18 protein-coding genes and 1 tRNA gene are annotated in these 17,454 nt (G+C 67.5%); 8 read left to right on the plus strand and 11 right to left on the minus strand.

The window, feature by feature from the left end; genetic code table 11:
• Nucleotides 1-39: 39 nt before the first annotated feature.
• The gene (locus AC1RVW_RS20095) at nucleotides 40-858 is read left to right on the plus strand and encodes a winged helix-turn-helix domain-containing protein (protein WP_493202043.1); all 819 of its coding nucleotides are present in this window, start codon (nucleotides 40-42) and stop codon (nucleotides 856-858) included.
• 551 nt (nucleotides 859-1,409) lie between these two features.
• Here the strand turns inward: AC1RVW_RS20095 and AC1RVW_RS20100 are convergent.
• The 5 genes from AC1RVW_RS20100 to AC1RVW_RS20120 all read right to left on the minus strand — a co-directional run bounded on the left by AC1RVW_RS20100 (nucleotide 1,410) and on the right by AC1RVW_RS20120 (nucleotide 5,284).
• Nucleotides 1,410-1,499, minus strand: a tRNA-Ser gene (locus AC1RVW_RS20100).
• Between the two features lie 58 nt (nucleotides 1,500-1,557).
• Nucleotides 1,558-2,889 (minus strand): serine--tRNA ligase, encoded by a 1,332-nt coding sequence (serS, locus tag AC1RVW_RS20105; RefSeq protein WP_493202045.1) that lies wholly within the window; start codon nucleotides 2,887-2,889, stop codon nucleotides 1,558-1,560.
• A 24-nt stretch (nucleotides 2,890-2,913) separates the two neighbouring features.
• Nucleotides 2,914-3,879: a threonine/serine dehydratase gene (locus tag AC1RVW_RS20110; RefSeq protein ID WP_493202047.1), complete on the minus strand. Its 966-nt coding sequence runs from the start codon at nucleotides 3,877-3,879 to the stop codon at nucleotides 2,914-2,916.
• Nucleotides 3,876-4,844, minus strand: coding sequence for a 4-hydroxy-3-methylbut-2-enyl diphosphate reductase (ispH, locus tag AC1RVW_RS20115; RefSeq protein ID WP_081265913.1), 969 nt, complete (start codon nucleotides 4,842-4,844; stop codon nucleotides 3,876-3,878). Before ispH ends, AC1RVW_RS20110 begins: the two co-directional genes overlap by 4 nt.
• The gene (locus tag AC1RVW_RS20120; RefSeq protein WP_081265914.1) at nucleotides 4,841-5,284 is read right to left on the minus strand and encodes an FKBP-type peptidyl-prolyl cis-trans isomerase; all 444 of its coding nucleotides are present in this window, start codon (nucleotides 5,282-5,284) and stop codon (nucleotides 4,841-4,843) included. The genes ispH and AC1RVW_RS20120 overlap by 4 nt, the downstream gene beginning before the upstream one ends.
• 108 nt (nucleotides 5,285-5,392) lie before the next feature.
• On the opposite strand from AC1RVW_RS20120, the gene radC reads away from it, so the two are divergent.
• Nucleotides 5,393-6,070: a RadC family protein gene (radC, locus tag AC1RVW_RS20125; protein WP_106937107.1), complete on the plus strand. Its 678-nt coding sequence runs from the start codon at nucleotides 5,393-5,395 to the stop codon at nucleotides 6,068-6,070.
• Nucleotides 6,070-6,726 carry a Smr/MutS family protein gene (locus AC1RVW_RS20130; RefSeq protein ID WP_081265916.1) on the plus strand — a complete coding sequence of 219 codons (657 nt, stop codon included), beginning with the start codon at nucleotides 6,070-6,072 and terminating at the stop codon, nucleotides 6,724-6,726. Before radC ends, AC1RVW_RS20130 begins: the two co-directional genes overlap by 1 nt.
• A 27-nt stretch (nucleotides 6,727-6,753) precedes the next feature.
• Here the strand turns inward: AC1RVW_RS20130 and AC1RVW_RS20135 are convergent, their stop codons facing one another.
• The 4 genes from AC1RVW_RS20135 to fabV form a co-directional block, all read right to left on the minus strand.
• Entirely contained in the window at nucleotides 6,754-8,820 is a 2,067-nt protein-coding gene (locus AC1RVW_RS20135) for a bifunctional 2',3'-cyclic-nucleotide 2'-phosphodiesterase/3'-nucleotidase (protein ID WP_493202090.1), read from the minus strand.
• A gap of 130 nt (nucleotides 8,821-8,950) precedes the next feature.
• Nucleotides 8,951-10,180, minus strand: coding sequence for an NAD(P)/FAD-dependent oxidoreductase (locus AC1RVW_RS20140; protein WP_493202051.1), 1,230 nt, complete (start codon nucleotides 10,178-10,180; stop codon nucleotides 8,951-8,953).
• A 151-nt stretch (nucleotides 10,181-10,331) separates the two neighbouring features.
• On the minus strand, nucleotides 10,332-10,751 hold the full coding sequence (locus AC1RVW_RS20145) for a group II truncated hemoglobin (RefSeq protein WP_007839268.1): 420 nt from the start codon (nucleotides 10,749-10,751) through the stop codon (nucleotides 10,332-10,334).
• A gap of 27 nt (nucleotides 10,752-10,778) precedes the next feature.
• Nucleotides 10,779-11,975, minus strand: coding sequence for an enoyl-ACP reductase FabV (gene fabV, locus AC1RVW_RS20150; protein WP_493202053.1), 1,197 nt, complete (start codon nucleotides 11,973-11,975; stop codon nucleotides 10,779-10,781).
• A 258-nt stretch (nucleotides 11,976-12,233) separates the two neighbouring features.
• Here fabV and AC1RVW_RS20155 point away from each other — a divergent pair, with 258 nt between their 5' ends.
• The 5 genes from AC1RVW_RS20155 to AC1RVW_RS20175 all read left to right on the plus strand — a co-directional run bounded on the left by AC1RVW_RS20155 (nucleotide 12,234) and on the right by AC1RVW_RS20175 (nucleotide 16,452).
• Nucleotides 12,234-13,061, plus strand: coding sequence for an ABC transporter substrate-binding protein (locus AC1RVW_RS20155; RefSeq protein ID WP_106937103.1), 828 nt, complete (start codon nucleotides 12,234-12,236; stop codon nucleotides 13,059-13,061).
• Between the two features lie 89 nt (nucleotides 13,062-13,150).
• Nucleotides 13,151-13,846 carry an amino acid ABC transporter permease gene (locus tag AC1RVW_RS20160; RefSeq protein WP_081265921.1) on the plus strand — a complete coding sequence of 232 codons (696 nt, stop codon included), beginning with the start codon at nucleotides 13,151-13,153 and terminating at the stop codon, nucleotides 13,844-13,846.
• Nucleotides 13,847-14,003: 157 nt separating this feature from the next.
• On the plus strand, nucleotides 14,004-14,714 hold the full coding sequence (locus AC1RVW_RS20165; RefSeq protein ID WP_081265922.1) for an amino acid ABC transporter permease: 711 nt from the start codon (nucleotides 14,004-14,006) through the stop codon (nucleotides 14,712-14,714).
• Nucleotides 14,711-15,454 carry an amino acid ABC transporter ATP-binding protein gene (locus AC1RVW_RS20170; RefSeq protein ID WP_409196105.1) on the plus strand — a complete coding sequence of 248 codons (744 nt, stop codon included), beginning with the start codon at nucleotides 14,711-14,713 and terminating at the stop codon, nucleotides 15,452-15,454. Before AC1RVW_RS20165 ends, AC1RVW_RS20170 begins: the two co-directional genes overlap by 4 nt.
• On the plus strand, nucleotides 15,451-16,452 hold the full coding sequence (locus AC1RVW_RS20175; protein ID WP_493202057.1) for an isopenicillin N synthase family dioxygenase: 1,002 nt from the start codon (nucleotides 15,451-15,453) through the stop codon (nucleotides 16,450-16,452). Before AC1RVW_RS20170 ends, AC1RVW_RS20175 begins: the two co-directional genes overlap by 4 nt.
• On the opposite strand, the gene AC1RVW_RS20180 is transcribed toward AC1RVW_RS20175, so the two are convergent.
• On the minus strand, nucleotides 16,395-16,718 hold the full coding sequence (locus AC1RVW_RS20180; RefSeq protein ID WP_285412792.1) for a hypothetical protein: 324 nt from the start codon (nucleotides 16,716-16,718) through the stop codon (nucleotides 16,395-16,397). The two genes, AC1RVW_RS20175 and AC1RVW_RS20180, sit on opposite strands and share 58 nt — an antisense overlap.
• Nucleotides 16,715-17,410 carry an HAD family hydrolase gene (locus AC1RVW_RS20185; RefSeq protein WP_493202059.1) on the minus strand — a complete coding sequence of 232 codons (696 nt, stop codon included), beginning with the start codon at nucleotides 17,408-17,410 and terminating at the stop codon, nucleotides 16,715-16,717. Before AC1RVW_RS20185 ends, AC1RVW_RS20180 begins: the two co-directional genes overlap by 4 nt.
• Nucleotides 17,411-17,454 lie beyond the last annotated feature (44 nt).

Genomic DNA, 17,454 nt, shown 5'->3' on the forward strand with positions numbered 1-17,454 from the left:
CGAGCCGCCCTGCCCTCCAAACCGCATCGAACTATGGACATGAACAACGCTCAAGGCTCGCGCCACGTGGCCATGGTGGGCTGCGACAAGGCCCAGGCGAAGGCCTGGGGCCAGCGCCTGCAGCAGATCGGCTGCACATCGGCGCCATTCGACTCCAGCGCCGATTTCCTGAGCGCCGTGACCAACGGCGCGCCATTCGACCTGCTGCTGGTCGTGCTCAAGGACGAAGGCGCCTGGCCGGTGCTCACCGCCATGTGCAAGGCGCTGCGCATTCCCATCTTCCTGGTGGTCAATGCACTGCAGCGCGACCTGCTGAACGAGGTGCTGGCGGTGACCGGCAACGACTCCCCCGGCACCGGCATCGACTTCGCGGTGCTGCCGGTCGACGATTTCGAGGTGGAACTGCGCGTGCGCGAAGCGCTGCGCCGCAATGAAACCCTGCTGCACCCACTCTCGGTGAGCGCGCTGTTCGGCAGCTACCACTTCCTCGGCAGCCGCAAGGTGGTGGTGCACCACGGCAGCGAGATCCGGCTGAAGCCGCGCGAGTTCGAACTGGCGCTGCTGCTGTTCCGCAACGCGGGACGGCTGCTGGAACGTGAATGGCTGCTGGCCTCGCTGTGGGTCGATTCGCGGATCGAACGCAAGAGCCGCGTGCTCGACTGCTGCGTGGCGAACATCCGCCGCAAGCTGTCGCTGCACAAGGAAAGCGAGTTCGTCCTGCACTCGGTCTATGGACGGGGGTATGAGCTGCGGCACGTGCCGGGATCGGCAGGGTTGCCGGCCATGGCCGACAGCGGCTTTCCGGACACCTCCAACGAGCCCACCTGGCTCGAGGAAGCAGAGCGGGCGCGGGCGTAAGCGCGGGGCCTGAAAAGGCGTCCTTGGGTTTTCCCCGACGACTGGGGACAACTTTGGGGAAAACCAAGGGGATTGCGCGCGGAATCGTTGTCTGGCGTGGCCTGCAACACGGTGCCTGCGAAATGGGCAGCGTGGAAAACTTTGCCGTTCGGGCCGGGAAACGGCGCTTTTCCTACACCCGATGAGCGCCGTCTTGAGCGCGGCTCAGGCATTCTTCGAGAAAATATTTCACCCGTGAGCGCACGCGTTCAGGGTCATGTCGGTTCGAAGAAATAGTTCTCCGAAGGCAGGCGCTCAATGCCGGGCCATGTGCCGCAAGGGCTTTTCGACAGCCGGCCGAACGAGCGACATGCGCCCTCGGCCAGACAAAGGAAATGACGACCTCCAGCCTCGAGGAACCGCCGTGAAGGCGGGTGCCGAAGCGACCTCTACCAACGCCAGAAGACCGTCCTCTGCAGTATCGGCGGTGAGACTTAAGCCGACCTGAATCTGAAAGCGGCTTTTCCCCGGGATGGAACAGGCAAAAAAATAGCCCCTTGCGGGGCCATTCTTGGAGGAGAGGGAGGGATTCGAACCCTCGGTACTATCGCTAGTACGCCTGATTTCGAGTCAGGTACATTCGACCACTCTGCCACCTCTCCGGTGCTGTCGAGCCTCTGATTATAGCGGAGAAATTTCCGCTATTTGAAGCCCTGCGCCTCAGGCGCGCAAAACTTCGGCGCCGCCGATGTACGGCCGCAACGCGGCCGGCACGTTGATCGAGCCGTCTTCGTTCTGGTGGTTCTCCAGCACGGCCACCAGCGCGCGGCCCACGGCCAAGCCGGAGCCGTTGAGCGTGTGCACGAGTTCGTTCTTGCCCTGCGCGTTCTTGAAGCGGGCCTGCAGGCGCCGCGCCTGGAAGGCTTCGCAATTGGAGACCGAGCTGATCTCGCGGTAGGTGTCCTGCGCCGGCAGCCAAACTTCCAGGTCGTAGGTCTTGGTGGAGCCGAAGCCCATGTCACCCGTGCACAACAGCACTACACGGTACGGCAGCTCCAAGGCCTGCAGCACGGCTTCGGCGTGCCCCGTCATCTCTTCGAGCGCGTCGTAGCTCTTTTCCGGGTGCACGATCTGCACCATCTCGACCTTGTCGAACTGGTGCTGGCGGATCATGCCGCGCGTGTCGCGGCCGGCGCTGCCGGCTTCGGAGCGGAAGCACGGCGTGTGGGCCGTGACCTTGATCGGCAGTTGCGACTCGGCCACCACCTCGTCGCGCACGAAGTTGGTCAGCGGCACTTCGCTGGTGGGAATGAGGTACAGCGCCGAATGGTCGGGCGCCGGCTCGCCGTCCTGGCCGCCCTTCTTCGCGGCGAACAGGTCGCCCTCGAACTTGGGCAACTGGCCGGTACCGCTGAGCGTGGCGGCATTGACGATGTAGGGCACGTAGCACTCGGTGTAGCCGTGCTTCTCGGTCTGCATGTCGAGCATGAACTGCGCGAGCGCGCGGTGCAGGCGGGCGATCGGGCCCTTCATCACGGTGAAGCGCGAGCCCGCGAGCTTGGCGCCCATCTCGAAATCGAGGCCCAGCGGCGCGCCCAGGTCGACATGGTCCCTGGCGGCAAAGCCCAGCGGCTTGGCGTTGGCGCCGGCGCCGCCCTGCGGCGCCCAGCGGCGCATTTCGACGTTGCCGCTCTCGTCTTCGCCCAGCGGTACGCTGGCGTGCGGCAGGTTGGGCACGGCGAGCAGCAGGGCCTGCAGCTCGGGCTGGATTTCTTCCAGGCGTCTGGACTGCGATTCCTGCTCGGCCTTGAGCGCGTTGACTTCGGCCATCAGCGCATCCACCGACTCGCCCTTGGCCTTGAGCGGGCCGATCTGCTTGTTCAGCGAATTGCGGCGCGCCTGGATTTCCTCGGTGCGGGTTTGCAGCGTCTTGCGCTCGGCCTCGAGCGCGGTGAACGCCGACACGTCGAGGTAAGGCTGGTTTTTCTTGCGTTTTTCAAGGCCGGCCACGGCGGAGGCCAGGTCTTTGCGGAGCAGGGTGATGTCGAGCATCGGTCGATTTTAGAGGGCGGCTTGTCAGGCGACGGTGGCGGGGTCGACGTTGGCGCCGCAGACGATCAGGCACACCTTCTCGCCTTCGCGCGGCACATAGGCGCCCGTTTGCAGCGCGGCCAGCGGCAGCGCGGCGGCCGGCTCCACGGCGAGCTTGAGCTCCTTCCACAGCCACTGCTGCGCGGCGCGGATGGATTCGTCGGACAGCAGCAGCGCCTGCGCGACCTGCTGCTGCGTGATTTCCCAGGCGATGGCGCCGATGCGGCGCGCGCCGAGCGAGTCGGCCGCGATGCCGCCCACTTCGACGTCGACCGGCTCGCCGGCTTCGCGGGCGCGCAACAGGGTCGGCGCCTTCTCGGGTTCCAACGCCACCACGCGGGCGCGCTTCTCGAACCAGCCGGCGAGGCCGCCGATCAGGCCGCCCCCGCCAACGCTCACGAGCACCGCGTCGGGCAGGCCGCCCTGCGCTTCGATTTCACGGCCCAGCGTACCTGCGCCGGCCACCACCTCGGGCTGGTCGTAGGCGTGCGTGAGCAAGGCGCCGGACTCCTTCTGGCGCGTGAGGCAGGCCGCCAGCGCATCGGGATAGAGCTGGCCGACGACGACCACTTCGGCGCCCAACGCGCGCAGGCGCGCACGCTTGGCTTCCGGCGAGACACCCGGCAGGAAAACCTGGCAAGGCACGCCCAGCGCCTGCGCCGCGGCGGCGGTGGCGATGCCAGCATTGCCGCCCGAAGCCACGACCACGCCGCTTTCGGGAATGTCGTTGGCCAGCAGCCGGTTCATCATGCCGCGCGCCTTGAAGCTGCCGCTGACCTGCATGTGCTCCAGCTTGAGCCAGACCTCGGCGCCCGGCGCCGTGACGCCGAAGGCGGCCGCCGGCAGCTTCCACAGCGGCGTCTGGCGCAGGAAATGACCGGCGCGCTCGTCCAGCCTGGCGGCGGCGCTCTCGATTTCGGAGCGCCAGCGGTTCGTGTTCTTGTCGTTCAAGAGATGTGTCCGGGAGGGGGGATGTCGTCGAGCTTGAGGCCCTTGGGAAGCGGAAACTTGATGGTTTCCTCGATGCCGTCCATCTTGCGCACGGACACCGCGCCGAAAGCGCGCACGCGGTCGATCACCTCGCGCACCAGCACCTCGGGGGCCGAGGCGCCGGCGGTGAGGCCGATGCGCGTCTTGCCCTCGAACCACTCGGGCTTGAGCTCTTCGGCGGAGTCGACCATGTAGCTCTCGGTGCCCAGGCGCTGCGCCAGTTCGCGCAGCCGGTTGCTGTTGGAGCTGGTGGGGCTGCCGACCACGATCACCAGGTCGACCTGCGGGCTCATGATCTTGACCGCGTCCTGGCGGTTCTGCGTGGCGTAGCAGATGTCCTGCTGCTTGGGCTCGCGCACGGCCGGAAAGCGCGCGCGCACCGCGGCCGCGATCTCGGCGGCGTCGTCCACGCTCAGCGTGGTCTGCGTGACGACCGCGAGCTTGTCGGTCTGCCCCGGCGAGACCCTGGCCACGTCTTCCACGTCTTCCACCAGGTGGATGCCGCTGGACAGCTGGCCCATCGTGCCCTCGACCTCGGGGTGCCCCTTGTGGCCGATCATGATGAACTCGTAGCCCTCTTTCGCGAGCTTGGCCACCTCGACGTGCACCTTGGTCACCAGCGGGCAGGTGGCGTCGAAGATCTCGAAGCCGCGGTCGCGCGCCTCCTGCTCCACGGCCTTGCTCACGCCGTGCGCGCTGAAGACCAGCGTGGCGCCGGGAGGCACGTCGGACAGTTCCTCGATGAAGATCGCGCCCTTGGCCTTGAGCTCGTTCACCACGTAGGTGTTGTGCACGATCTCGTGGCGCACGTAGATCGGCGCGCCGAACTTGGCGATGGCGCGCTCGACGATCTCGATGGCACGGTCCACGCCCGCGCAGAAGCCGCGCGGCTCGGCCAGGATGACTTCGGAGATGCCTGTATTCATAGCACGCCGATGAGCTTCACTTCGAAGGTCACGGGCTGGCCGGCCAGCGGATGGTTGAAGTCGAAGCGCACGCCGGTCTCGTTCGATTCGATCACCGCGCCGGCGTAGCTGCCGGTGCCGTCGGGCGTGGGGAACTGCACCACGTCGCCCACGGCGTACTGCTCGTCGGGGTCGCCCATCTGGGCGAGCAGCTTGCGCGCCACCCACTGCTGCATGTCGGGATTGCGCTCGCCGAAGGCCTCGCCGGCGGGGAGCTCGAAGGTGGCGTGGGTGCCCTCTTCCAGGCCCATCAGGCGCTGCTCCATGGCGGGCGAAAGCTCGCCGGTGCCCAGCGACAGGGTCGCCGGCTTGTCGGCGAAAGTGTTGATGATGTCGCCTGCCGGACCGGCCAGCCGGTAGTGCAAGGTCAGGAAGGAGCCGAAAGTCACGACTTGGGACATGGGAGCGGCGGAGGTGGGCAAAGACAAGGTGGGTGTCCCGATAAACTGGACCTCATTTTAAGGACCGGGGCTTCCACCCGGCTCCGCCAAGGTTTCACCCAGGGTTTCATGGCATTCAAGGATCTCCCTCTCGACGCCCGTCCACGCGAAAAGCTCATCTCGCGAGGCGCCGCCGCGCTGGCGGATGCCGAGTTGCTGGCCCTGCTGCTGCGCACCGGCGTGGCGGGCAAGAACGTGCTGCAACTGGCCCAGCAACTGCTCGAGCGCTTCGGCGGCCTGTCGGGCCTGCTGCACACCGGCCCCGACGACCTCAAGGCCGTCAAGGGCATGGGCGGCACCGCCAAGCGCTCCGAGCTGATCGCGGTGCTCGAGCTGGCGCGGCGCGCCATGGGCGAGAAGCTCAAGGAGCGCACGGTGTTCGACTCGCCCGAGGCGGTCAAGCAATACCTGCAGCTGCACATCGGCTCGCGCCCGCACGAAGTGTTCGTGGTCGTCTTCCTCGACGTGCAGCACCGCCTCATCATGCTGGAAGAAATGTTCCGCGGCACGCTCACGCAGACCAGCGTCTACCCGCGCGAAGTGGTCACGCGCGCCATCCACCACCAGGCCGCGGCCGTGGTGCTGGCCCACAACCATCCCAGCGGCGCCATCGAGCCGTCGCGCGCCGACGAATCGCTCACGCAGACGCTGCGCGCCGCGCTCGCGCTGGTCGACGTGCGCGTGCTCGACCACGTCATCGTGAGCCCCGGCCAGAGCTTCTCGATGGCCGAGAAAGGACTGCTCTGATGCCCCAGCGTTCAACCGCGCTCAAGAACCTCGCCGACCTCAAGCAGGTGCAGCGCGTGCTCGCCGAAACCCGCGAGCGCGAAGCAGCCGAGGCGGCCGCGAAGGCCGCCGCCGAACGCAAGCGCGCCGCCGAGAAAGACCTGTTCGCCCGCGCCATCGGTGCCACCGAACCACTGCGCCGCAAGGCGGCAGTGCCGCTCGCGCCGGAACCGCCGGCCCCCATCCCGGTGCAGCACCAGCTCGACGAGCAGCGCGTGCTGCGCGAATCGCTGTCCGACGAGTTCGACGTGACCACGCTGCTCGACGTGGACGACGCCATGAGCTTTCGCCGTCCCGGCATCGGCACCGACGTGACGGCGCGGCTGCGCAAGGGCGACTGGTCCATCCAGGCCCAGGTCGATCTGCACGGCCTGCGCAGCGACGAGGCGCGCGAAGCGCTCGGCGGCTTCATCCGCAATGCCCACAAGCAGGGTCTGCGCTGCGTGCGCGTGGTGCACGGCAAGGGCCTGGGCTCGCCGGGCAGGCAGCCCGTGCTCAAGACCAAGACGCAGCGCTGGCTGATCCAGAAGAACGAAGTGATCGCCTTCGTGCAGGCGAAGCCCGCGGAGGGCGGCGCCGGGGCGCTGGTGGTGCTGCTGGCGCCCGCGCGGCGCTGAGCCACGCGGGCACCGGCCCGGTTTCGGTCAGTTGTTCAGGTCGAGCTTGTAGCGCGATTGACCCTTGCCGCCGCCGTCGTCCGCGGCCAGCAGCGAGATGTTGGCCAGTCCCGCGGCCGTGGCCGCGCCCAGCTGATTCGGCGCCGAAGAGAACACCACGTTGCCCGCCGTCGCGACCTTGGTGAAGGTCCAGCTGCGCGCTGAACCGTTGGCTGCGCGCGTGATCGTCTTCTTGGCCTTGATGTAGGCGATCAGCACGTCGCGGTTCGCGTCGGGCGACGGGTAGATCGTCGCGCGGCCGTCCAGCGCGGGAATGAAGCTCGCGCCGCTGGTCGCACGGTAGTTGTTCGTGGCGATGACGAAGTCCTTCGCCGGGTCCATCGGCGCGCCCATGTACATCAGGTTCTTGATGCGGCTGCCCACCGCCTGGGTCACGTCGATCTCGTACTGCACATCCGGCGTGGTGAACATGTCGAAGTTGTAGCCCGGGAAGGTGCTGATCAGCTGCTGGTCCGTCGCCACTGCCGGATCGATCCTGTTGAAGCGCTTGGCGGCGGCTTCGAGCCAGCCCTTGATCTCGGCGCCCGTCACCTTCACCGCGTACACCGTGTTGGGGTAGAGGTACAGGTCGGCCGCGTTGTTGATCGCCACGTTGCCGGCGGCCACGTCCGTGTAGTCGCGGGCGCCTTCATAGCCAGACTTGAAGGGCGCGCTCACCGACAGCACCGGCAGGCTCGCGTACTGCGGCAGGTTGGCCGCGATGTAGTTCTTCACGTAGTCGGCCTGCGCCTGGTTCACGATCTGGATCGCGCCGGGGTCGCCCACGTCCGCGAAGTAGGTGCTCATCTGGAAGTCGGTGGTGCCGATGGGCGTCTTCACATAGGCGATGGTGGCCTGGTGCTGCGTTTCGACCAGCGGCGCGACGCTCGGGTCGGCATCGGCGTAGATCGCCTTGCCCGCGCCGTCCTTGCCGGTCTGCGTGGAACGCGCCTCGACGAAGGTCCTGGTCTTGTCCACGCCCCATGCCTTGCCGTCGTACACCAGGTCGAGCCTGATCAGGCCCAGCGCCTTGCCCCACGAGCTGGCCATCACGGCCGGCACGCCGTTGACGGTGCCGGCTGCGTTGTCCACGCCGGCCTGCGTGTAGCCCGGCTTCGTGCCGCGATCGGGGAACGTGCCGTGCTGGTGGCCCATCATCAGCGCGTCGATGCCCGCCACCTTCGACAGGTAGAGGCCGGGGCTTTCCATCGTCGGCGAGTATGGCGATGCATCGAGGCCGCCGTGCTGCAGCGCGACCACGATGTCGGCGCCCTTGGCGCGCAGTTCGGGGACGTATTTGGTGGCGGCTTCGACGGCGCCTTCGGTGCGCACCTTGCCTTCGAGGAAGCGCTTGTCCCAGTTCAGGATGCCGGGCGTGGTGAAGCCGATCACGCCGACCTTCACCGGCACCGTCACGGTCTTGCCGTCGGGCGCCGTGGCGGTGAACTGCCTGGTCACGATGGTGTACGGCGCGAGCAGCGGCTTGCCGCTCTTCACGCTCTGCACATTGGCCAGCACCATGGGGAAGGTCGGGCCTGCGCACTTCTTGCTGCCGTCCACGCCGTCGACGTCGAGGCCGCCGCCGATCACCTGGTTGAGGAAATCGAGGCCGTAGTTGAACTCGTGGTTGCCCAGCGTGCCGGCGTCGTAGCCGGTGGCGTTCATGGCCTTGTAGATCGACAGCGGCTGCGTGCACGGAACGCGGCTCACCAGGGCTTCGTAGTCGGCCAGCGCCGTGCCCTGGATGGTGTCGCCGTTGTCGAACAGCATCGTGTTCGGGAATTCCTTGCGCGCCGCGTTGATCAGCGTGGCGGTGCGCTCGTAGCCGTACGACTTGTCTTCGGCGAGCTTGAAGTAGTCGTAGCTGCGCACGTTGGCGTGCAGGTCGGTGGTCTCCAGCAAGGCGACCGTGGCGCGCGTGCCCTTGGCAACGGGTGCCGGCGTGGTGTCGGTCGCGGGTGTGGACGCGACCGGGGGAAACACGGTGCCGCCACCACCGCTGCCGCCGCCACAGGCGGTCAGCACGGCGGCGATCACGGCGGCACAGGTGGACATGGGGGCAAGGCGCAATAGCGACGCGGCCGCTGCGTTTTTCATCGAGAACTCCCTCTGCAGTATTGGAGAAGGAAGCAGTCTCTGAAAGCGCAATGACAGGCTGGTGAACCCGGCCTGACTTGCGGCGCAATTACGACAGGTGGTTTTTCAGGGGAATCGAAGCATCGGCAATGACAGCCGGATCGGGGCTGCGGCCCGCTTCGAGCAGCTTGCGGCTCATCATGTGGTCGACCGGTGCGTTCACCGATTCGACGCACACCAGATGCCCATCGACATAGTGGAAGAGCGAGAACGCATTGGGGTTCGCTCCCGGGCCGGGACGGCGCACGCTGGTCAGGCCCGCCGTGCCCTCTGCCGGCATCAGGCCCACCATCTGCAGCCGCATGCTGCCCTGGTCGGACCAGAACCACGCCACCGCGTCGTGGTCGCGTGCCGCGCCGGTCAGCGTGGCGACTGCCGTGCGCGCCTGGTCGTTCGCGTTCTGCACCGACTCGAGCCGCAATGCGCGGCCCGCGCGGCGATCGGGGAAGCGCGTGCAGTCACCCACGGCCAGCACGCCGGCGGCGCTGGTCTGCATCTGTGCGTCGACCACGATGCCGTCGGCGCACTCGATGCCGGCCGCCTGCGCGAGCGCGGTCTCGGGCACGGCGCCGATGCCCAGCAGCAGCAGGTCGACCGGCTGCTTCACGCCGTTGACCTGCACCGACACCAGCCGGTCGCCTTCGACCTCGAACGCGCCCGTCTGCGCACCGAGCACGATGTCGATGCCTGCCGCACGATGCGTGGCCAGCACGTGTGCCGACAGCTCGGGCGACACCGCGCGGCCCAGCAGGCGCGGCGCGCTCTCGATCACCTGCACCGACTTGCCCAGCGCCTTGGCCGTTGCCGCCACTTCGAGCCCGATGAAACCGCCGCCCAGCACCGTGACCGTGTCGGCCGATGCGAGCCGGGTGCGCAGGCGATGCGCCTCGTCCGCGGCGCGCAGGCTGGCGACGTTCTCCAGGCCCGGCTTCAGGTCGGGCATCTGGCGCGCGCGCGTGCCGGTGGCCAGCACCAGCCGCTCCCAAGGCAGCACGGCGCCCGAACGCAGCGTGACGGTGTGCGCCTCGCGGTCGATGGCCACGGCCGCGTCGCCCAGGTGCAGCGTGATGCCCGCTTCGCGGTACCAGTCGGCAGCCTTGTGCGGCTGCGTGGTTTCCTCGGCGCTCTTGAGGAAGGCCTTGGACAGCGGCGGACGGTGATAGGGCTCGCAGGCCTCTTCGCAGACCAGGTGCACGCGCGCGCCCTGCCCCGCTTCAGCCAGGCCGGCACAGAGCTGGGCCGCGGCGTGGCCGCCGCCGATGATGACGATGGAGTTCATGAAGTGATTTCTTTCGATTCGGTGTTATGTCGTACGGCCGTTGCTGTCTCTTCAAGGAACACCGAGGAACCGGCTTTGCCGGGCCTCCGGTGTTGCCCCCGGCAGGGGGTTGGCGAAGCGACACGAAGTGCGCGAAGCCTGGGGGCGAGCCCTATTCCCCACGGTTGCGCATCCAGTCGGCGGTCTTGAAGAAGGAATCGCGAAGGCGGGCGCGCAGGTCTTCCGGCACGCCCGTCTCGCCCATGGCCTGGTCCATGCAGGCCAGCCACTGGTCGCGTTCCTTGATGCCGATGGTGTGGCCGCCGATGCTCTGCGGCAGGTGGCGCGCGCGCAGCATCGGGTGGCCGAAGCGGTCGGTGTAGTGCTGCGGGCCGCCGAGCCATCCGCACAGGAACCAGAACAGGCGCTGGCGTGCGTTGTCGAGGCTGGTGCCGTGCACCGCGCGCAGCTGCGCGTAGGCGGGCTCGAGGTCCATCAGGTCGTAGAAGCGCTCGACCAGCGCCTCCACCTTCGGCTCGCCGCCGATCCAGTCGAACGGCGTGCCGGCGGGCGGCTTTTCTTGAATCTGCATGGGCGCAAGTATCCGTGCCGCAGGTGCTCAGGCCTGCACGAGGTTCGGAATGCCCACGTCGGGGTTCACGTCGGCCTCGTAGTCGACGCCTTCCACCCCGAAGCCGAAAAGCCGCAGGAACTCGGCCTTGTAGCCCGCGAAATCGCTGATGGTGTTCAGGTTCTCGTCGGTAACCTGCGGCCAGAGTTCGAGCACGCGGGCCTGCACCTGCGGCGCCAGTTCCTTGTAGTCGGCGCGCAGGCGGCCTTCGTCGTCGATGTGCGGTGCGCTGCCGTAGAGGCTGTCGGCGTAGAGGCCGTGCACCTGCTCGATACAGCCCTCGTGCGTGCCCTGCGCCTTCATCACCTTGAACAGCAGCGACAGGTACAGCGGCATCATCGGAATCGCCGAGCTGGCCTGGGTGACGACCGCCTTCAGCACCGACACGCGCGCGTCGCCGCCCTTCGAGGCCAGCGTCTCGCGAATGCCCAGCACCTTCTGGTCGAGGTCTTTCTTGGCCGCGCCGATGGAGCCGTTCCAGTAGATGTCGTGCGTGATCTGCTCGCCCAGGTAGGTGAAGGCAGTGGTCCTGGCGCCGTCGGCCAGCACGCCGGCCTGCTGCAGGGCGTCGATCCACATCTGCCAGTCTTCACCGCCCATCACGGCCACGGTGTTGTCGATCTCTTCCTGTGTCGCGGGCTCGAGCACCGATTCCTTCACGGTGCCGCTGTCGGTGTCGAGCCCGCGCAGGGTCACCGGCTTGCCGATGGGCTTGAGCACCGAGTTGAAGACCTGGCCGGTCTTCGGATGCGTGCGGCGCGGCGCGGCCAGGCTGTAGACCACGAGGTCGACCTGCCCCAGATCGGCACGGATGGCGTCGATGGTCAGCTGCTTCACCTCGTCGGAGAAGCCGTCGCCGTTGATGCTCTTCGCATAGCGGCCCTCGGCCTCGGCGGCGCGATGGAAGGCGGCGGTGTTGTACCAGCCGGGCGAGCCTGGGCGGTTCTCGCTGCCCGCGCGCTCGAAGAACACGCCGAGCGTGTCGGCGCCGCAGCCGAAGGCGGCGGTGATGCGCGCGGCCAGGCCATAGCCGGTGGACGCGCCGATGACCAGCACCTTCTTCGGGCCGCCCGCGATGGGAGGCCGGGCCTTGACGTAGTCGATCTGTTGCCGGACGTTGGCTTCGCAACCCGTCGGATGGGTCGTCACGCAGATGAAGCCGCGCACACGCGGTTTGATGATCATGGAGAACTCGCTGGATGGGATATCTGGAAAGAGCGGCCGGGGCATGCCTGGGGGAGAGCACGCTTTCGTTCGCAACCGGCCGGTCGGCGACGTGAATTTAACCCAGCGCGAAAGCCGCACCTTCAGCAGCCCCACAGGCATGCACAGGCCGGCGTGCCACACATAGCCCCGCGCACATGTCGATATATGAATTGACCATTTAATGATCCGAGGTTTTATTGATATGGTCTCGCCCTGCTTTCCCTGAAGGAGAAGAACATGCGCTTGAACCTGATTGCCGCGGCAGTTGCCGCCTCCGCCCTGCTGCTCGGCACCGTCGCACACGCCGACCAGTTGGCCGACATCAAGAAGAAAGGCGAACTGGTCGTCGGCGTGCTCGGCACCGACGAGCCCGCGACCTTCATCGATCCGAAGACGCGCCAGATCGTCGGCTACGAGGTCGACCTGGTGAACGCCATCGCAAAGAAGATCGGCGTGAAGCCGGTGCTCAAGCAGATCGCGGTGGCCGCGCGCATTCCGGAACTGCAGCAGGGGCACGTCGACCTGGTGGCCGCAGGCCTCACGCACAACAAGGAGCGCGAGGCGCAGATCGACTTCTCGCTCACCACCTTCGTCACCGGCCAGAAGGCCATCGTGAAGAAGGACAGCGGCATCACCGACGTGCCGCAGCTCGCCGGCAAGAAGGTGCTGACCATCCGCGGCGGCACGCAGGAGCCGAACATCCGCAAGGCCGTGCCCAATGTCGAGGTGGTCACCTTCGACACCAGCCAGCAGGCCTTCCAGGCGCTGCAGCAGGGCAAGGGCGTGGGCTATGTGGACGACGAAGCCGCGCTGCTGCGCAGCTACGCCAAGCTGGGCCCGCAGAAGGCGCAGTACGTGGTGCTCAAGCAGAACCTGAGCACCGAGGCACTGGCCATCGGCATCAAGAAGGGCGAGGCCGGCCTGAAGGCGGTGGTGGACGACACGCTGCGCGAGCTCGAGAAGTCCGGCGAGGCCGAGAAGATCTTCATCAAGTGGTATGGCCCGAACACAGCGTCGGGCTTCCAGACGCGCGACTTCAAGCTCGACAGCGACAAGATCGACTGAGCCTGTCTTTCTCCTTCCCCCGCCGGAGGAAGGCCGGGATGGGGGCGCGTGGCCCCCGCCCCCTCGCGACGGTGATACTGTCGCCCCTCATGCCCCTGTTCGACTATTCCTTGCTGCTCACCGGCAAGTACCACGACATGCTGGTCGCGGGCCTGCTGCTGTCGCTGCAGCTGCTCGCGGCCGCGCTGGTGCTGGCCCTGCCCATCGCGCTGGTGGTGGCGCTGCTGCGGCTGTCGCCCTTCGCGCCGCTGCGCTGGCTCGGCTTTGCGTACGTGGAGTCGATCCGCAACATCCCGCTGCTCGCGCACATGCTGTTCTGGTACTTCGGCGCGCCCGAGCTGCTGCCCGAGGGCATCAAGCAATGGCTCTATGCGGGGCACATCGAGGCCTTCAGCGCGGTGATCGCGCTGGCCCTGTACACGGCGGCCTTCATGGCCGAGGACATCCGCAGCGGCATCCGCGCGATTCCGTTGGTGCAGTTCGAAGCCGGGCGCGCGATGGGCTTCAGCTACCTGGCCACCATGCGCCGCGTGGTGCTGCCGCAGGCGCTGCGCGTGACTGTTCCGCCGCTCATCTCGCAGACGCTGAGCCTTTGGAAGAACACTTCCATCGCCACCGTGATCGGCGTGGCCGAGCTGATGTACCAGGCCGGGCAGGTCGAGAGCGCGACCTTCCGCAGCTTCGAGTCCTTCGCGTTCGCGAGCGCGGCGTACCTCACCGTGTCGCTGGCCATCACCGGGCTGGCAACTTGGTACCACCACCGCTACCCGGTGCGGACGATATGAAGCACTCCCCCAGGCTGCGCGCACTTCGTGTCGCTTCTCCTCCCCCCTCGCCGGGGGCAACACCGGCGGCCCGGCAAAGCCGGTTCCGCGGTGTTTTCGGCCTCGGCCATGCCGGTTCCGTGCATCGCGAGCCATGTGAAGCGGGAGCTGAGCGCTGATGCTTCAGATCATCAACGACTACTGGGTCTACTTCCTCATCGGGCAGTACCCGAACGGCCCGCTCGGCGGGCTGGTGCTCACGCTGCTGCTGGCCTCCTGCGGGCTGGTGCTCGCGCTGCCGCTGGGCATCGTGCTGGGCCTGGCGCGCGTGAGCCCGTGGCGCTGGCTGCGCTGGCCGGTCACGGGCTTCGTGTTCGTGGTGCGCGGGCTGCCGCTCCTGATGGTGATCTTCTGGGCCTACTTCTTCCTGCCCAGCGTCACCGGCGTGAAGACCGACCAGTTCACCACCATGCTGATCGCGCTGGTGGTGTTCGATGCCGCCTATCTCGCCGAGATCGTGCGCGCCGGCATCCAGGGCCTGCCGCGCGGGCAGATGGAAACCGCCCGCGCGCTCGGCCTGGGCTACGGCCGCGCGATGCGGCTGGTGGTGCTGCCGCAGGCGCTGCGCAGCATGCTGCCTTCGCTGGTGAACCAGTTCGTCTCGACCATCAAGGAGACCTCGCTGGGCTACATCATCGGGCTGGCCGAGGTGTCGTTCATCGCGACGCAGATCAACACGCAGGTGTTCACCAAGCCCGCGCAGATCTACCTGATATTGGGCGGGACGTATTTCATTCTCTGCTTCGGCCTGTCGCGCTTCGCCTACTGGCTCGAACGCCGGCTCGCGCGCCGCGGCATCTCCACAGCCACCGCCAAGGTGTCCGCATGATCGAACTCGAAAAAGTCAACAAGTGGTACGGCAGCTACCACGCGCTGGTCGACGTGACCGAGACCATCCGCAAGGGCGAAGTCGTCGTGGTGTGCGGGCCGTCGGGCTCGGGCAAGTCGACGCTGATACGCACCTTCAACCGGCTGGAGCCGATCCAGTCGGGCCGCATCGTGGTCGACGGGCAGGACATCCATGCGCCGGGCCTGGACGTGAACGCCTTCCGCTCGCGCATCGGCTTCGTCTTTCAGCAGTTCAACCTGTTCCCGCATCTCACGGTGCTGCAGAACTGCACGATGGCGCCCATGCAGCTGCGCGGCCTCACGCGCAAGGAAGCCGACGAGCGCGCGATGGCGCTGCTGCACCGCGTGGGCCTGTCGAACAAGGCCGACGCATGGCCGAGCGAGCTTTCCGGCGGCCAGCAGCAGCGCGTGGCCATTGCGCGCGCGCTGGCCATGCAGCCGCCGCTGATGCTGTTCGATGAGCCCACCAGCGCGCTCGACCCCGAGATGGTCGGCGAGGTGCTGCTGGTGATGCGCGACCTCACGCGCGACGGCATGACGATGGTCTGCGTGACGCACGAGATGGGCTTCGCGCGCGAGGTGGCCGATCGCGTGCTGTTCATGGACGAAGGCAAGGTGCTGGAACGCGCCACGCCCGACGACTTCTTCAACCGCCCGCAGCATCCGCGCGCGCAGCAGTTCCTGTCCGACATCCGATCCCCTTTCTCGAGAGACGCATGACCGACGCATCACTCCCCCTCATCGACGTTTCGGCGCTCGTTGCCGGCTCCGTCGGGCGCGAGGCCGTCGCCTCGCAGATCGGCGCCGCCTGCCGCGCGCACGGCTTCTTCTACGTGACCGGCCACGGCGTCGACCCCGCGCTGGTGCGGCGGCTCGAAGACCTGAGCCACCGCTTCTTCGACCTGCCCGAGGAAACCAAGATGAAGTGGCGCATGGCCCTGGGCGGTCGCGCATGGCGCGGCTACTTTCCGCTGGGGGGCGAGCTGACCTCCGGCCGGCCCGACTGGAAGGAAGGCCTCTACCTGGGCACCGAGCTGCCCGCCACGCACCCGCTGGTGCTGGCGAAGACGCCGGTGCACGGGCCCAACCTGTTCCCCGACGTGCCGGGTTTTCGCGAAACCATCCTCGACTACATGGCGGCCGTCACGCAACTCGGCCACCGGCTGATGGAAGGCATCGCGCTGAGCCTGGGCCTGCCGGCCGGCTACTTCGCCGAGCGCTACACGGGCGATCCGCTGATCCTGTTCCGCCTGTTCAACTATCCGTCGCAGCCAGTGCCCGAAGGCCTGGACGTGCAATGGGGCGTGGGCGAGCACACCGACTACGGGCTGCTCACGATCCTGCACCAGGACCACATCGGCGGCCTCGCGGTGCATACGCCCGGCGGCTGGATCGACGCGCCGCCGGTTGCGGGCTCGTTCGTCTGCAACATCGGCGACATGCTCGACCGCATGACCGGCGGGCTCTACAAGTCGACGCCGCACCGCGTGAAGCGCAACACCTCGGGGCACGACCGGCTGTCGTTTCCGCTGTTCTTCGACCCGAACTTCGAGGCGCGCGTGCAGCGCATCGAGGGCCTGGCGGGCGCCGAGGCACGCGACGACAGCGCCGAGCGCTGGGACCGCGCCAACGTGCACGCCTTCAGCGGGCGCTACGGCGACTACCTGCTGGCGAAGGTGTCGAAGGTGTTCCCGCAGCTGCGCGACGAAGTGCTCTGAACGGCCGGCGACGGCTCGTCGAGGAAGGCGTCTTCCCAGCGCTCGATGTCGGCGTCGGGGTCGGAAATCGGCACGAGCTTGTCGCTGCGGCAATAGAAGGTCCAGCCCTCGAACAGCACGTCGTAGTAGGTGCCGGGCAGGTAGCGCTCGCTCGGCGCTTCGTAGGGCGGCGAGACCACTTCCACGATCCGGCCCACCGCACGCTCGGTGAAGGGCGACGCCAGGCAGCTGTCGACCACATGGCAGAGCGTGCCGATCTTGATCATGCGGGTTGCTTTCCCTGCGTCCCGGCCGGCGACGGAAACCAGCGCGGCAGGTGCGGCACCGCGTCGTGCAGCGACTTGAGCACATGGAACGCCCGGCCGGTGATGGCCTCGGGCGGATGCTTGAGGTCGGGCACCACCACGACCCGCAGCCCCGCCGCCAGCGCCGCCTTGGCGCCGTTCTCGCTGTCCTCGAAGGCGATGCACTCCGCCGGATCCACGCCCAGCCGCTCGGCTGCCAGCAGGTAGAGCGCCGGATCGGGCTTGGCGCGCGCCACCTCGTCGCCGCCCGCGAAGGCCGAGAAATGGTGCAGCAGGCCCAGGCTGCCGAGGCAGGCCTGGATCTGCCCGCTGGTCGACGACGAAGCCACGGCGCAGCGCGTGCCGCGCTCACGCAGCGCAGCCAGGAACTCGGCCGCGCCGGGCTTGACGGGAAACAACGGCGTGCCGTCGGAGCGCTCAAGCTGCAGGCGCTGGCGCACATGGGCCGCGGCGTGGTCGTAGGCGTCCGGCCCGCCCAGCAGCGACGCCAGGATGTGCTGCGACTCGGTCATGGCAAGCCCCACCACCTGCAGGTACTGGCTGTGCGAAAGCTCGATGTCGAGCGTGCGGGCGGCCTCGATCCAGGCAGCCATGATGGGGCGCTCCGAATCGATCAGCAGCCCGTCCATGTCGAAAATTGCGGCGGCGAACATCGGGGCATCCTAATGAAAAAGGGGCCGAAACGGCCCCTTTGGAA

The sequence above is a fragment of the Variovorax sp. MPBD4-3 genome, from assembly GCF_058809745.1.

What these genes read in the sequence shown, in the direction of transcription:
- AC1RVW_RS20160 (WP_081265921.1), top strand. Translation starts at nt 13,151, where the DNA reads ATGCCCCTGTTCGACTATTCCTTGCTGCTCACCGGCAAGTACCACGAC.
- AC1RVW_RS20135 (WP_493202090.1), bottom strand. Translation starts at nt 8,820, where the DNA reads ATGTCCACCTGTGCCGCCGTGATCGCCGCCGTGCTGACCGCCTGTGGC.
- AC1RVW_RS20165 (WP_081265922.1), top strand. Translation starts at nt 14,004, where the DNA reads ATGCTTCAGATCATCAACGACTACTGGGTCTACTTCCTCATCGGGCAG.
- AC1RVW_RS20145 (WP_007839268.1), bottom strand. Translation starts at nt 10,751, where the DNA reads ATGCAGATTCAAGAAAAGCCGCCCGCCGGCACGCCGTTCGACTGGATC.
- AC1RVW_RS20095 (WP_493202043.1), top strand. Translation starts at nt 40, where the DNA reads ATGAACAACGCTCAAGGCTCGCGCCACGTGGCCATGGTGGGCTGCGAC.
- ispH (WP_081265913.1), bottom strand. Translation starts at nt 4,844, where the DNA reads ATGAATACAGGCATCTCCGAAGTCATCCTGGCCGAGCCGCGCGGCTTC.
- AC1RVW_RS20185 (WP_493202059.1), bottom strand. Translation starts at nt 17,410, where the DNA reads ATGTTCGCCGCCGCAATTTTCGACATGGACGGGCTGCTGATCGATTCG.
- AC1RVW_RS20130 (WP_081265916.1), top strand. Translation starts at nt 6,070, where the DNA reads ATGCCCCAGCGTTCAACCGCGCTCAAGAACCTCGCCGACCTCAAGCAG.
- AC1RVW_RS20180 (WP_285412792.1), bottom strand. Translation starts at nt 16,718, where the DNA reads ATGATCAAGATCGGCACGCTCTGCCATGTGGTCGACAGCTGCCTGGCG.
- AC1RVW_RS20140 (WP_493202051.1), bottom strand. Translation starts at nt 10,180, where the DNA reads ATGAACTCCATCGTCATCATCGGCGGCGGCCACGCCGCGGCCCAGCTC.
- AC1RVW_RS20120 (WP_081265914.1), bottom strand. Translation starts at nt 5,284, where the DNA reads ATGTCCCAAGTCGTGACTTTCGGCTCCTTCCTGACCTTGCACTACCGG.
- radC (WP_106937107.1), top strand. Translation starts at nt 5,393, where the DNA reads ATGGCATTCAAGGATCTCCCTCTCGACGCCCGTCCACGCGAAAAGCTC.
- fabV (WP_493202053.1), bottom strand. Translation starts at nt 11,975, where the DNA reads ATGATCATCAAACCGCGTGTGCGCGGCTTCATCTGCGTGACGACCCAT.
- AC1RVW_RS20155 (WP_106937103.1), top strand. Translation starts at nt 12,234, where the DNA reads ATGCGCTTGAACCTGATTGCCGCGGCAGTTGCCGCCTCCGCCCTGCTG.
- AC1RVW_RS20170 (WP_409196105.1), top strand. Translation starts at nt 14,711, where the DNA reads ATGATCGAACTCGAAAAAGTCAACAAGTGGTACGGCAGCTACCACGCG.
- serS (WP_493202045.1), bottom strand. Translation starts at nt 2,889, where the DNA reads ATGCTCGACATCACCCTGCTCCGCAAAGACCTGGCCTCCGCCGTGGCC.
- AC1RVW_RS20175 (WP_493202057.1), top strand. Translation starts at nt 15,451, where the DNA reads ATGACCGACGCATCACTCCCCCTCATCGACGTTTCGGCGCTCGTTGCC.